The sequence below is a fragment of the Mycolicibacterium holsaticum DSM 44478 = JCM 12374 genome (assembly GCF_019645835.1).
GTDB lineage: Bacteria > Actinomycetota > Actinomycetes > Mycobacteriales > Mycobacteriaceae > Mycobacterium > Mycobacterium holsaticum.
The window spans coordinates 3189659-3203106 of record NZ_CP080998.1; the positions used below are offsets into that span (position 1 = coordinate 3189659).

General features: G+C 69.5%; 12 protein-coding genes. 6 read left to right on the forward strand and 6 right to left on the reverse strand.

Annotated elements, in window-relative coordinates:
• From K3U96_RS15395 to K3U96_RS15410, 4 genes are read right to left on the reverse strand one after another with little or no spacing between them, the layout of a single operon-like run.
• Positions 1-1365: a protoporphyrinogen oxidase gene (locus K3U96_RS15395; RefSeq protein WP_220690273.1), complete on the reverse strand. Its 1365-nt coding sequence runs from the start codon at positions 1363-1365 to the stop codon at positions 1-3.
• Positions 1362-2423 carry a uroporphyrinogen decarboxylase gene (gene hemE, locus K3U96_RS15400; RefSeq protein WP_220690274.1) on the reverse strand — a complete coding sequence of 354 codons (1062 nt, stop codon included), beginning with the start codon at positions 2421-2423 and terminating at the stop codon, positions 1362-1364. The genes K3U96_RS15395 and hemE overlap by 4 nt, the downstream gene beginning before the upstream one ends.
• Positions 2424-2480: 57 nt before the next feature.
• Positions 2481-3185: an anti-sigma factor gene (locus tag K3U96_RS15405; RefSeq protein ID WP_220690275.1), complete on the reverse strand. Its 705-nt coding sequence runs from the start codon at positions 3183-3185 to the stop codon at positions 2481-2483.
• Entirely contained in the window at positions 3182-3727 is a 546-nt protein-coding gene (locus K3U96_RS15410) for a sigma-70 family RNA polymerase sigma factor (RefSeq protein ID WP_230982159.1), read from the reverse strand. The genes K3U96_RS15405 and K3U96_RS15410 overlap by 4 nt, the downstream gene beginning before the upstream one ends.
• Positions 3728-3848: 121 nt before the next feature.
• Between K3U96_RS15410 and K3U96_RS15415 the strand changes: the two genes are divergently transcribed.
• The 5 genes from K3U96_RS15415 (at position 3849) to K3U96_RS15435 (ending at position 8590) form a co-directional block, all read left to right on the forward strand.
• Positions 3849-5426: a molybdopterin-dependent oxidoreductase gene (locus K3U96_RS15415; protein WP_220690277.1), complete on the forward strand. Its 1578-nt coding sequence runs from the start codon at positions 3849-3851 to the stop codon at positions 5424-5426.
• Positions 5427-5531: 105 nt separating this feature from the next.
• Positions 5532-6197 (forward strand): fasciclin domain-containing protein, encoded by a 666-nt coding sequence (locus K3U96_RS15420; protein WP_220690278.1) that lies wholly within the window; start codon positions 5532-5534, stop codon positions 6195-6197.
• Between the two features lie 189 nt (positions 6198-6386).
• On the forward strand, positions 6387-6923 hold the full coding sequence (locus K3U96_RS15425; protein WP_230982526.1) for a DUF3000 domain-containing protein: 537 nt from the start codon (positions 6387-6389) through the stop codon (positions 6921-6923).
• A 2-nt stretch (positions 6924-6925) separates the two neighbouring features.
• Complete coding sequence (locus tag K3U96_RS15430; RefSeq protein WP_220693539.1) at positions 6926-8182, forward strand: HRDC domain-containing protein; 1257 nt, start codon at positions 6926-6928, stop codon at positions 8180-8182.
• A 207-nt stretch (positions 8183-8389) separates the two neighbouring features.
• The gene (locus K3U96_RS15435) at positions 8390-8590 is read left to right on the forward strand and encodes a cold-shock protein (RefSeq protein ID WP_069404558.1); all 201 of its coding nucleotides are present in this window, start codon (positions 8390-8392) and stop codon (positions 8588-8590) included.
• A 115-nt stretch (positions 8591-8705) separates the two neighbouring features.
• Here the strand turns inward: K3U96_RS15435 and dxs are convergent, their stop codons facing one another.
• Entirely contained in the window at positions 8706-10622 is a 1917-nt protein-coding gene (dxs, locus tag K3U96_RS15440) for a 1-deoxy-D-xylulose-5-phosphate synthase (protein WP_069404534.1), read from the reverse strand.
• Positions 10623-10650: 28 nt separating this feature from the next.
• Complete coding sequence (nhaA, locus tag K3U96_RS15445; protein WP_220690279.1) at positions 10651-11979, reverse strand: Na+/H+ antiporter NhaA; 1329 nt, start codon at positions 11977-11979, stop codon at positions 10651-10653.
• Positions 11980-12200: 221 nt separating this feature from the next.
• Here nhaA and K3U96_RS15450 point away from each other — a divergent pair, with 221 nt between their 5' ends.
• Positions 12201-13436 (forward strand): polysaccharide pyruvyl transferase family protein, encoded by a 1236-nt coding sequence (locus K3U96_RS15450; protein ID WP_220690280.1) that lies wholly within the window; start codon positions 12201-12203, stop codon positions 13434-13436.
• Positions 13437-13448: the final 12 nt, after the last annotated feature.

A 13448-nucleotide genomic window follows, 5' to 3' on the forward strand; every position in this document is an offset into this window, starting at 1 on the left:
CTATGGTGCCACGCGGGGGGTGAGCAGCGACGCCGCCGCCCGAGTGGCGGCCGCCACACAGGCCGGCACCCCGATACCGTCCAGATAGCCGCCGGCCACCGCCAGCCCCGGCGGCAGGCCCGCGCGCAGCTGCGCGATCAGCTCAGCGTGACCCGGTCCGTACTGCGGCATCGCGTCGATCCACCGCTGCACGTGGTGGTCGACCGGATCGGCGTGGATGCCGAAGACCGCGTGCAGGTCCAGTGCCGCCCAGGACAACAGCTCCTCGTCGCCGACGCTGCGGGCCAGATCGTCGCCCAACCGGCCGTAGGACAGCCGCACCAGCTCGACGTTTCCCCGCGCCCCCCATTTGCGGGTGGTCAACGTGATCGCCTTGGCGCGCAACCGCTCCCCACTGGCGACCAGCACCCCGGAGTGTTGCGGTAGCGGCGTGCCGCCCGGCAGCGCCAACGCCACCAGCGCCGTCGACGCCACCGCGATGCGTCCCGCGGCGTCCGCGGCGCGCGGGGCGACCTCGGCGAGCAGACGCGCCGCCCGCGGTGCCGGGACGGCGAGCACCACCGCGTCGGCGTGGTGGCGCACGCCTTCGTCGTCGACCAGATCCCAGCCTTGCGGTGATTGCTGCACCGCTTCGACGCCGACCTGCAGCCAGTGCGCACCGGCCCGGCGGACGAGTTCGTCGACCAGGACCGTATAGCCGCCGTCCACGGCGCCGAAGATCGGCGCGTCGCGCGGCACCGGCGAGGCCGCCAGCGCCTCGCATGCGGCATCGGTCACGCTGCGCGCGCCCCGGTCCAGCTGCACGGCCAGCGCCGGAAGCGCCGAGCGCACCCCGACGGTGGCCGCCGACCCGGCATACACCCCGGCCAGCAGCGGTTCCACGGAGCGAGTCACCACCTGCGGACCGAACCGGTCACCGACCAGCTCGGCCACCGACGGGTCGGCCCCGGGGCGCCACACCAGCGGGCGGGTGCGCTCCTCGGCGATGCGCGCGACGGTGGCGTCGTCGACCAGACCCCGCATGGCCGACGGCTGGGTCGGGATGCCCTGCAGGGTGTCGGACGGCATCGGGTGCAGGCGGGCCTGGCTGTAGATCAGCGGCCGCACGCCGGTGGTGCCGATCTGCCGACCGGCCAATCCCAGCTCGGCCAGCAGCGCGGGCACCTCGGGTCGGCGCGCCACGAACGCCTCCGCGCCGACGTCCATCGGCTGCCCGCCGATCCGTTCCGTGCGCAGCGACCCGCCCAGCCGGTCGGCGGGGTCGAACAGCGTTATCGACGCGTGCGGCCCGGCCGCAACCCGCAGCCGGTTCGCGGCGACGAGACCCGAAATACCGCCACCGACAACGCAATACGTCTGGCTCACAGCGTGTGTACCAGCTCCACCACGTCGGTGATCACTCCCGGGTCAGTGGCGGGCAACACGCCGTGGCCCAGGTTGAACACGTGCCCGGAAACGCCGGCGTCGATCGCGCGGCGACCGTCCTCGACCACGGCGCGCACGGCCCGCTCGACCACCGGCCAGCCCGTCAGCAGCACCACCGGGTCGAGGTTGCCTTGCAGCGCGGTGCCCGGTTGCACCCGGGCGGCGGCGTCGGTCAGCGAGGTGCGCCAGTCGACGCCGACGACCGCGGGCCCGCCGTGTGCGGCGGCCTCCGACATGGTGCCCAGCAACTCGGCGGTGCCCACCCCGAAATGGGTCATCGGGACACCGGCGCCCGCCAGGGTGGCGAACACCCGGGTGCTGTGCGGCAGCACGTACCTGCGGTAGTCGGCCAGCGACAGGGTTCCGGCCCACGAGTCGAACACCTGGATGGCGTCCACCCCGGCGTCGACCTGGGCCTGCAGGAACGCGATGGTCAGATCGGTCAATTCGGTCATCAAGGCGTGCCAGGTATCGGTTTCGCCGAACATCATCGCCTTCGTGTGTTCGTGCTGGCGGCTCGGCCCGCCCTCGATGAGGTAAGACGCCAGCGTGAACGGCGCCCCGGCGAACCCGATCAACGCCACGTCGCCGAGCTCTTGAACCAGCAGCCCGATGGCGTCGGTCACCGCGGTGATCTGTTGTGGCTCAAGTGGTCTCATCGCTTTGACGTCGGCGATCGTGCGGATCGGGTGATCGATCACCGGGCCGACGTCGGGCACGATGTCCAGCGCGACGCCCGCAGCGCGCAGCGGCACCACGATGTCGGAGAACAGGATCGCGGCGTCCACGCCGTGCCTGCGCACCGGCTGCAGGGTGATCTCGGTGATCAGCTCGGTGTCGAAGCAGGCCTGCATCATGGTGTTCTTCGCGCGCAATGCCCGGTACTCGGGCAGCGAACGCCCCGCCTGCCTCATGAACCACACGGGCACGCGGCTCGGCTTGCGGCCGGACACGGCGGCCAGATACGGCGACTCGGGCAGTTCACGACGGTTGGTCATCGCCCTCAATGCTGCCATGCGGGCCTGGCAGGACCCCAATTGCGCGAAGCGCAGCCCCTAGGTCAGCGGCAATTCGGCGAAGGCGGGTGTGGTCGGCTGCTCCGACCCGCCGGGCGGTTCCACCGTGAAGGCCAGCACCTGGGAGGCACCGATGTCAGGCAGCAGCGCGGTGGTGGACGGTGCGACCGACGCCATGGTGCCTGCCGGGTGCGGCCCGTCGTCGTCGATCAGCCACATCTGGTACACCGTGTCCGGCGCCGGTGGTGCGACGTCGTTCATCACGAGCACACCCGCGTTGCGCTCCCGGGAGAACACCACGGTCGCCGTGCCGCCGCTGGGGATCGGCCCGGACACCGTCTGCACGTCGGGGGCGGCGAACACCTGATCGATGGTCGACGAGGGCGCCGCCGGCCGCAGCGCCAGACCCACCCCGAGCGCGCCGAGGCCGATCGCCACCACGGCCGCGGCCGCCAGCACCGCGGTCTGCCAGCGTCGCCTGCGCGGCTGCAGCCGGCCGGGTTCGGCGGCAACGTCGGCCAGCACGCGCTGCCGCAGGTGCTCGGGCGGCTCGACGACGGTGGCCGCCGACATCACCGCCATCGTCTCGCGCACCGCGCGGACTTCCTCGGCGAACGCCTCGGCGACCGCTGCCGGGGCGGCGGCCAGCCGGCGCTCGACGTCGGCGATCTCGGCATCCGACATCGCGTGCAGCGCGTACGGCGTCGCCAGCGCGATCAGATCGAACTCGGTCGGCTCGGTCATGCTGTCCCCAGGCACTTACGAAGGCCGCGGATGGCGTCGCGCATCCGCGATTTGATCGTCGCGAGGTTCGCCGACAACCGTTCGGACACTTGAGCGTAGGTCAGCCCGTCGTAGTACGCGAGCTGGATGCACTGGCGTTGCGCGTCGGTCAGCGAGCCAAGGCAGTCGGTGACCTGACGCCGCTCGTCGCTCGAAATGATGGAATCGGCAACCGAATCCGACGGCACATCGACATTGGCTGCCCCGTAACGGGATTCGCGTTGGCTGCTGGCCTGCTCGGAGCGCACCCGGTCGACGGCACGTCGATGCGCCAGCGTCATCAGCCAGGCCAGCGGGGAGCCGGCGGTCGGGTCGTAACTGTCGGCGCTGCGCCAGACCTGCAGATAGATCTCCTGCAGGGTCTCCTCGCTGTAGCCGGGGTCACGCAGCACCCGGGTGATAAGCCCGAACACCCTGGCCCGGGTGAGGTCGTAGAAGGCGGCGAACGCGTCGACGTCTTGCCGCGCCACCTGGCGCAGCAGTTCGCCGAGGTCAGCGGTCACGGCCGTCAGCCTAACCACCGGCGGCACCAGCACACGCGTTTCCACACCTGTTATTCGGAGCCGCGGCGGGTTTGGAGTGGGTCGGCACCATCCAGACCGCGGTAGGCGACGAATACCCGACATGAGGAAGCTTTCGCGTCTGGGTGTCGTTGCGGGCACCACCAGCGGCGCCTTGGCTGTCGCGGCTGCGCTGTCGGTCGGCCACCTGGTGGCCGGTCTGCTGCGGATTTCGGACGCCTCGCCGTTTCTTGCCGTCGGCAACGCCGCGATCGATCGCACACCCGCGCCGGTCAAGGAGTTCGCGATCGAGACGTTCGGCACGAACGATAAGGCCGCGCTGCTGATCGGGATGGCGGTCGTGCTGGTTCTGGTGGGCGCTGTGATCGGGCTGATCTCGCGCCGGGCGCCGTTGTTCGGCGTGGCCGCGGTCGGCCTGGTCGGCGCGGTGGGCGTCGCCGCGGTGTACGAACAGTCCAGTCGGCGGGTCGGGCTGTTTGCCCCCGGCGCGGCGGTGCTCGCCGGTGTTGCGGTGTTGTGGTGGCTGCTGGCGTGCGCGCAATCATCCGAGCCCGTCGAGCCCGTCGACCCCGGCTCTGCCCTCCGCCGACCGTTTCAGCGGCGCCGATTTCTCGTCGGCGCGCTGGGCGCGACGACGGGCACCGCGATCGCCGCGCTTGGCGGGTTCACGCTTGCCGGGCGCAACGACGTCGAGGCGTCGCGCCGGGCGATCGGCGCGCTGGTGCCAACTGTGCCCGCCCCGCCGATTCCGCCCGGCGCGGCATTTCCCGAGTTGGGCACGCCGCGCTTTCTGACACCCATCGCCGACTTCTACCGCATCGACATCAATCTGACCGTGCCGCGGCTGCGTGCCGAGGACGCCGTGTTACGCATCACCGGGCTGGTCGACCGGCCGATGGCGTTCACTTTCGACGAGATTCGAAACATGCCGCTGATCGAAAAGACGATCACGATGACGTGCGTGTCCAATCCGGTTGGTGGACCCTACGTCTCGACGGCGAACTTCGTTGGGGTGCCGTTGATCACGCTGCTCGACCGGGCCGGCGTGCAGCCCGGCGCCACGCAGATGGTCGGTCATTCGGTCGACGGTTTCACCGTCGGCACACCGGTGCAGGCAATCCGGGACGCCGACGGCGCGATGCTGGCGATCGGGATGAACCGCGAGCCGCTGCTGCCCGAGCACGGCTTCCCGATGCGCACCGTCGTTCCCGGGCTGTACGGCTACGTTTCGGCGACCAAATGGGTCACCGAGCTCGAATTGGCGACCTACGACGTCAAGCCGTACTGGGTCAAACGCGGTTGGGACGGCGAACCTCCCGGCCTCGCACCGATCAAGATCTCGTCGCGCGTCGACGCACCCGGCGCGTTCCAGAAGGTGTCCGGCGCGGACGTCACCGTAGCCGGAACGGCGTGGGCGCAGGGCCGCGGGATCAAGCGGGTCGAAGTGCGCTTCGACGACGGCGATTGGGAGCCTGCCGAGCTGGCCCCCGCGGTCAGTCCGAACACATGGCGGATGTTCCGGCTCACCAGGGCCCTGCCGCCCGGCCAGCACGCGGCGTCATGCCGCGCGGTCGACACCCAGGGAAATCTGCAGGCCCAAGCGCGCCTCGGTGTCATCACACCCGGGCCGACACCTGACGGTTCCACCGGCTGGCACTCGGTCGTCTTCACCGTCATCTGAATTCACTTGGCGGCGAATCCCATCCGAAGACCGATCCGCTCCGAATTCCTATCGATCGAGTTCAGCGACGACCGTCAGGCCGTCATACACAAGGGAGTAAATGCCATGCGCAATGTTCACTACGGCACCGTCGCCATCGCGGGTTTGTCGGTGGCCGCCGTCCTGGCGCTGTCAGGGTGCTCGGACAACAGCACCGCCTCGCAGACGGCCTCGCCGGCCAGCCCCGACCGAGCGACGTCGGTTGCCACCACCGTGCAGGCCACGCCGGCCGCCAACCTGGTCGGCCCTGACTGCGCCGCCTATGCGCAAGAGGTGCCCACCGGTCCGGGTTCGGTCGAGGGCATGGCCATGGACCCGGTGACCGTCGCGGCGTCCAACAACCCGATGCTCAAGACGCTGACGCAGGCCGTATCCGGGCAACTCAACCCCGACGTGAACCTGGTCGACACGCTCAACGGCGCCGAGTTCACCGTCTTCGCCCCCACCGACGCGGCCTTTGCCAAGCTGCCGCCCGAAACGGTGGAGACGCTCAAGACCGACGCCAACCTGCTGACGAGCATCCTGACCTACCACGTGGTGCCCGGCCAGGCCACACCTGACAAGGTGGTCGGCACCCACGCCACCGTGCAGGGCGCCGAGCTGACCGTGACCGGATCCGGCGACGACCTACGGGTCAACGACGCCGGCGTGGTCTGCGGTGGAGTCGACACCGCGAACGCGCAGGTCTACATGATCGACACGGTGCTGATGCCGCCGATGAGTACGAACTGACCCCTCGCTGTAACGGTGCGGCGGCCTGCTGACCAGCGTGTTCAGGCCGCCGCACCGCGGCGTGTGCGGGTATCGCGCCGGCCTCGCCGGTCAAGATCGGCGCGCCTGCGCACAGACCTGGCGCAATGGGCTAGCGTCAAGAAAGTGACCACCGCCGAACCGGCCCAGTTCCGCGAAGCGGTGGCGGCGATGAATGCCACCACCGTGCGCTCGGAAATCGAGCTCGGCCCGATCCGCCCGCCACAACGGCTGGCGCCGTTCAGCTATGCGCTGGGCGCGGAGGTCCGCCATCCCGAGACGGCCATCGTGCCCGAGCGGTCGGAGGGCGACGCGTTCGGTCGGCTGATCCTGCTGCACGATCCCGAGGGCGCCGACGCCTGGGACGGCACCATGCGGTTGGTCGCCTACATCCAGGCCGACCTGGACCCCAGCGAGGCCGTGGACCCGTTGCTGCCCGAGGTGGCGTGGAGTTGGCTGCTCGATGCGTTGTCGGCGCGCGAGGAACACGTCACCGCGCTGGGCGGCACCGTCACCGCGACCACGTCGGTGCGGTACGGCGACATCTCCGGGCCGCCGCGCGCCCATCAACTCGAGCTACGCGCGTCGTGGACCGCCACCACGTTGGATCTGCGGCCGCACGTCGAGGCGTTCTGTGAGGTGCTCGAGCACGCCGCCGGCCTACCTCCGGCGGGGGTGACCGACCTGAACTCACGCACTCGCGCGTGACGATGACCGAGCCGCAAGACACCGACTCCGAGCAGGAGCCCGACGCCACACCGCTGCTGGCGCCGCGTGAGGGTGTACCGGAGTTGGCCAGCAGCCGAAGCGAAATCGCAAGGGCAGCAGAGCTTTTAGATTCGGGCACCGGACCGTTCGCGGTGGACGCCGAGCGGGCGTCGGGCTTTCGTTATTCCAACCGCGCCTATCTGGTGCAGATCCGTCGCGCCGGGGCGGGAACCGTGCTCATCGACCCGGTCAACCACGGCGCCGACCCGGTGGCCACCCTCGCGCCGGTCGCCGAGGTGCTCGGCACCGACGAGTGGGTGTTGCACGCCGCGGATCAGGACCTGCCGTGCCTGGCCGAGATCGGCATGCGGCCCCCAGCCCTGTACGACACGGAGTTGGCGGGGCGCCTGGCCGGGTTCGACAAGGTGAACCTCGCGGCGATGGTAGAGCGCCTGCTGCACCTGCATCTGACGAAGGGGCACGGCGCAGCCGACTGGTCCAAGCGCCCGCTGCCGCCCGAGTGGCTCAACTATGCGGCGCTGGATGTCGAGGTGCTGGTCGACCTGCGAAACGCCATCGCCGCGGTGCTCGACGAACAGCACAAAAGCGATTGGGCGGCAGAGGAATTCGAGCACCTACGCAAATACGAGGCGTCACCCACGCGGCGAGACCGGTGGCGGCGCACGTCGGGCATCCACAAGGTGCGTGACCCGCGCGCGCTGGCCGCCGTGCGCGAGCTGTGGATCACCCGCGACCACATCGCCCAGCGCCGCGACATCGCGCCCGGGCGCATCCTGCCGGACTCGGCGATCATCAACGCCGCTACCACCGATCCCGACACCGTCGAAAAGCTCACCGCCTTACCGATATTCGGCGGGTCGCGGCAGCGCCGAAGCGCTCAGGTCTGGCTGGACGCGCTGGCCCGCGCGCGCGCCACCAGCGAGCCACCGGACCCGCACGAATCGTCGAACGGCCCGCCGCCGGCATCACGGTGGTCTCGACGCAAACCCGAGGCGGCGGCCCGGTTGGTGGCGGTGCGCGCCCGGCTGAGCGAACTGTCGCAACAGTTGAGGGTGCCTTCCGAGAACCTGCTCACCCCGGAGGTGGTGCGCCGGCTGTGCTGGGACTGGCAGCCGCCCGAGAACCCGGAGGACACCGCGGCCGTCATCGACGCGTTCCTGCGCGACGCGCAGGCGCGGCCCTGGCAGCGCCATCTGGTCGTCCCCGCGTTGGCCGAGGCGTTGACCGCCACCCCTTGACCTGGGGTTTTGGCGGTCGGCGCGATGGGCGTGGAACAAGACGCGCCATTGTGTGGTTGACTGATCAAGGTCGAAGTTTTAAGTGTTCGTGTTTCATACACGCTCGCGCAGAACGTTGGCGCGGGCGTCTCTTTTTCTTGCAGGAGCCGTCTGGTCAATCGGCCACCGACCGCACGGTGCGGTCTTGAATCCTGACAAGGAGAAAAAATGACACAGGGAACTGTGAAATGGTTCAACGCCGAAAAAGGCTTCGGCTTCATCGCGCAGGCTGACGGCCCCGATGTTTTCGTCCATTACTCGGAGATCGACGGCGGCGGCTTCCGCAGCCTCGAGGAGAACCAGCAGGTGGAGTTCGAGGTCACCCAGGGCAACAAGGGCCCACAGGCCAGCAAGGTTCGCGCGATCTGACCGCGATCTGACGTAGTCATCGCCCGAACGAGAAAGCCGTATCCGCGTATCCGCGGGTACGGCTTTTTCAGTGGCCCTTTTCAGGGGCCTTCCAGTGGGGTGGCCTCAGCCGCGCCTAGCCGTGCTCGCTGACTTCGCCTTCGCGCTCGGCCACGGCGGCCTCGTGGGCGGCCACCCAACCGGTGATCTGCCTGGCGATGTTGCGGTCGGTCAGGCCGACATCGGCGAGCACCTCGCCGCGGGAGGCCTGCGCGAAGAACTCCTGCGGTAAGCCGACGTCGCGGCAGGGCACGTCGACCTCGGCGTGACGCAGCGCCGCCGAGACCGCCGAACCGATTCCGCCCCGCACCCCGTTGTCCTCGACGGTGACCACCAGCTTGTGCGTTTTCGCCAACTCGGACACCACCTCCGGCACCGGCAGCACCCAGCGCGGGTCCACCACCGTCACGCCGATGCCCTGGTTGCGAAGCAGTTCGGCGACCGTGAGCGCCATCGCCGCGAACGGACCCACGGCCACCAGCAGCACATCCTCAGTCAGCCCGTCGGCGGGCACGGCCAGGATATCCACGCCGTCACGTCGCTTGAGCGCCGGAATGTCCTCGCCCACATCACCTTTGGGGAAGCGGATGGCGGTGGGGCCGTCGTCGATGTCGAGCGCCTCGCCCAGCTCTTCGCGCAGCCGGGTGCCGTCGCGCGGCGCGGCCACCCGGATGCCGGGCACGATGCCCAGCATCGACAGGTCCCACATGCCGTTGTGGCTGGCGCCGTCGGCTCCGGTGACCCCGGACCGGTCCAGCACGATCGTCACCGGCAGCTTGTGCAGCGCCACGTCCATCATGACCTGGTCGAACGCCCGGTTCAGGAACGTCGAATAGATCGCGACCACCGGGTGCATGCCGCCCATCGCCAGGCCCGCGGCCGACGTCATCGCGTGCTGTTCGGCGATGCCGACGTCGAAGAACCGGTCGGGGAAGCGCTGCCGGAACGGGGTCAGCCCGGTGGGTCCTGGCATGGCGGCGGTGATCGCCACGATGTCGCGGCGCCGGCTGGCATAGCCGATCAGCGCTTCGGAGAACGTCGACGTCCAGCCGGGCCCGGACACCGACGTCGCCAGCCCCGTCTCGGGGTCGATGACACCGCAGGCGTGCATCTGGTCGGCCTCGTCGTTCTCGGCGGGCGCATAGCCCATGCCTTTGCGGGTGACGACGTGCACGATCACCGGGGCCCGGAAACCCCGCGCGCTGCGCAGCGCACCCTCCACCGCCTGTTCGTCGTGGCCGTCGATCGGGCCGACGTATTTCAGGCCCAGGTCGGTGAACATCTCCTGCGGCGAGAGCGCGTCCTTGATGCCCGCCTTGATGCTGTGCATGCCCTGGTAGCACAGCTCGCCGATGATCGGCACCCGCCGGACGGCCTTGCGGCCCTCCTCGAGCACCTTCTCGTAGCCGGGTTGCAGGCGCAGCCGGGCCAGGTGTTCGGCGAAGCCGCCGATGGTCGGCGCGTAGCTGCGGCCGTTGTCGTTGACGACGATCACGATGGGGCGCTGGGCCGCGGCGATGTTGTTCAGCGCCTCCCAGCACATGCCGCCGGTCAGCGCACCGTCCCCCACCACGGCCACGACACGCCGATTGCGGTAGCCGGAGAGCTCGAACGCCTTGGCCAAGCCATCGGCGTAGGACAGCGCCGCGCTGGCATGGCTGGACTCGACCCAGTCGTGCTCGCTTTCCGCGCGGGAGGGATAGCCCGACAACCCGCCCTTCTTGCGCAGGCTTTCGAAATCGTGGCTGCGGCCGGTCAGCATCTTGTGCACGTAGGACTGATGCCCGGTGTCGAAGACGATGGGGTCGTGCGGCGAATCGAACACCCGGTGCAGGGCGAGGGTGAGTTCCACCACGCCGAGGTTGGGGCCGAGATGTCCGCCGGTTGCAGCCACCTTGTGGATCAGGAAATCGCGGATCTCCTGCGCTAGATCGCCCAGTTGCGCCTGCGTCAGGTGCTGCAGATCGGCGGGACCGCGGATCTGTTCAAGCATTCCGTCAGTGTACGCAGTGACTTCGGTGTCAGTCCTGTCGAGCCTGGTAGACATCGGGCACACCGTCGCGGTCGGCGTCGGCGGTTTCCTGTTCGTAAATGGTGCGGTATCGGCGGTTTCGCAGCCGTAGCAGCACCGCCGCCAGCACCGCCGCACACACCGAACCGGTCAGCACCCCGATCTTCACGAATTCGTCACGTTCTGATCCCAGACCGTAGGCAAGGTCCCCGATCAGCAGCGAAACGGTGAACCCGATCCCGGCCAGCATGGCGATGCCCACCACGTCGATCCAGCGGATCGCGTCGTCGAGATTGGCGCGCGTGACCGCGGCCAGCACCCGCGTCGTCAGGAAGATGCCGACGGGTTTGCCGACCACCAGACCCAACACGATGCCCAGCGTGACGGGATCCCCCAGCGCCCGGGTGAAGCCCTCGACCCCCCCGATGTGCACCCCGGCGGCAAAGAAGGCGAACACCGGAACGGCGAAGCCGGCCGACAGCGGCCGCAGCCGGTGTTCGAAGTGCTCGGCCAGACCGGGGCCGGCCTGCGGCCCGCCGGCTGCAGCGGAGCGGGCCACCGGCACCGTGAAGCCGAGCAGCACCCCGGCCACCGTGGCGTGGATGCCCGATTCGTGCATCAACGCCCAGGTCGCCAGCGCCAGCGGGATCAGCAGCCACCACGATCGGATTCGGCGCTGCGCGCACACCGCGAAAAGCGCCAGCGGTACCAGCGCGGCCAGCAGCGCCGGCCAGTTGATGCTTTCGGTGTAGAAAACGGCGATCACCGACACCGCGAGCAGATCGTCGACGACCGCGAGGGTGAGCAGGAACGTGCGCAGCGCCGACGGCAGGTGCGTGGAGATCACCGCCAGCACCGCGACGGCGAACGCGATGTCGGTGGCGGTCGGGATGGCCCAGCCCCTGGTCGCGCCGCCGCCCACGTGCGCGGTCACCGCGACGAAGATCAACGCCGGCACCACCATGCCGCCGACGGCGGCGGCGATCGGCAGCGCCGCGCGGGCGGGGTCACGCAGATCGCCGGCCACGAACTCGCGTTTGAGCTCCAATCCGACCACGAAGAAGAATAGCGCCAGCAACCCGTCGGCGGCCCACGTGCCGAGTGTGAGGCTCAAGTGCAGGCCGAACGGTTCGCCGCCGATCTCGAGATCCCGCAGCGCGAAGTAACTCGCCGACCACGGGGAGTTCGCCCACAGCAGCGCCACGGCCGCGGCCACCAGCAGGATGGCGCCGCCGACGGTCTCTTTCCGCAGAATCGACGCGATCCGGCTGGCCTCCGACCAGGAACCGCGTGAGAAGAGCGCGCCGCCGCCGGGGCCGCGGAAGGAGTTGTTGGTCACGGTGCGCCCAATCGGTTTCAGGGTCGGTCAATTGTCGCCGACCAGACTTCCCGGCACACCCTGGCCTCCAACCTATGGCATGGCATCGCTTCGGTAACGCCGCGGCATACCGGACGAAAGCTGATCTATGCTGCCGCCGTGGCCGATGTCACGCGTTGTTTCCCGCCGGCGGGGGCTTCTGGCCGCGCAAGACACGGCAGGCACATGACGGGCCCGCCGACATGACCGCAGCATTGAGCAGAAGCGCTGAGCGCGAGATCGTCTATCTCGTCGCCCCCAGCGGAAATCCGAACTACGGCGACGAGTTCATCCTGCGCGCATGGCTGCGCCATCTCGCGTTGGCGCGGCCCGACGCCGACGTCGTCGTCGACTGTCACACCCCGGGTCAAGCGGCGGTGCTGCTGCGCGGCTGCCATCCCCGGTTGACGTTCGTCGACACGGTCTGGCGGGTGTGTTTTCAGACCGCCCATCTCCGGCCGTCCGAAGCGGCCGTCGTCGCCGAACAAGCCATCCACGACCCCGGCCGGATGCCGACGATCGTCTCGGGGATCGAACTGCTGGCCCGTGCGGACACCGTGCACCTGGTGGGCGGCGGATACATCAACGCGGTGTGGTCGCACCACATGGCGTTGTTGGCCGCGGCCCTCGCGGCGGTGGACCGCTCGGGGGGCCGTGCGGTCGCCACCGGTCAGGGTCTGCTGCCGATCGGAGATCCGTCGCGGCTCGGCCTGTTACGGGACCTGCAGGCGCGGTTCAGCCTGTTCGACGTGCGAGATCTGCCGTCGTATCAGGCGATCGCCGGGGCCGGCGGAGGCGGATCGTTCAGCGGCGACGACGCCTGGCTCGGAATCACCGACGACGGGGTGTACGACAGCGAATCAGCGGCGGCCGCACGCCGATTCCTGTTCTGCCTGCAGTCCGATCTCGTCGAGGACTTCGCTGGCGGGCGCGGACTCGACGGGTTGATCGCGGCGATCGCCGAGGTGATCCAGCGATGGGATATCCAGGGTCGAGACGTCGCCGTTGTCGAGGGCATCCCGGGCGCGGATCGGATCGTGTTCGACCGGGTGGCCCACCTGCTCACCGATGCGGTGTTCGTGCCGTTTACCGAGGTGTGGCGCAACGGCCTGCCGGCCCGGACGGGTCAGACGTGGGTCAGCACCCGCTTTCACTTCCATCTGCTGGCCGCCGCAGCCGGGGCCAGCGGGTTGGCCCTCGCGGGGCGAACGGACTACTACCCCATCAAACATCAGTCCCTGCTCGACGCCGGTTCGCGCTGGCAATTGGCCGACTCGCCCGAGTTGCCGACGGCGCCCGTGCAGGACGGTGGCTTCTCACCGCAGACGGTGAGCGCGCTGCACCGGCAGAAGTCAGCCCTCGCCGCAGACATCTATCCGCCTGCGCCGTCATCGATTCGGCGGGCGGTCGGCGCGCTGCGCATGATGAGAAGGTTGTGAGCTTGCGCGCTG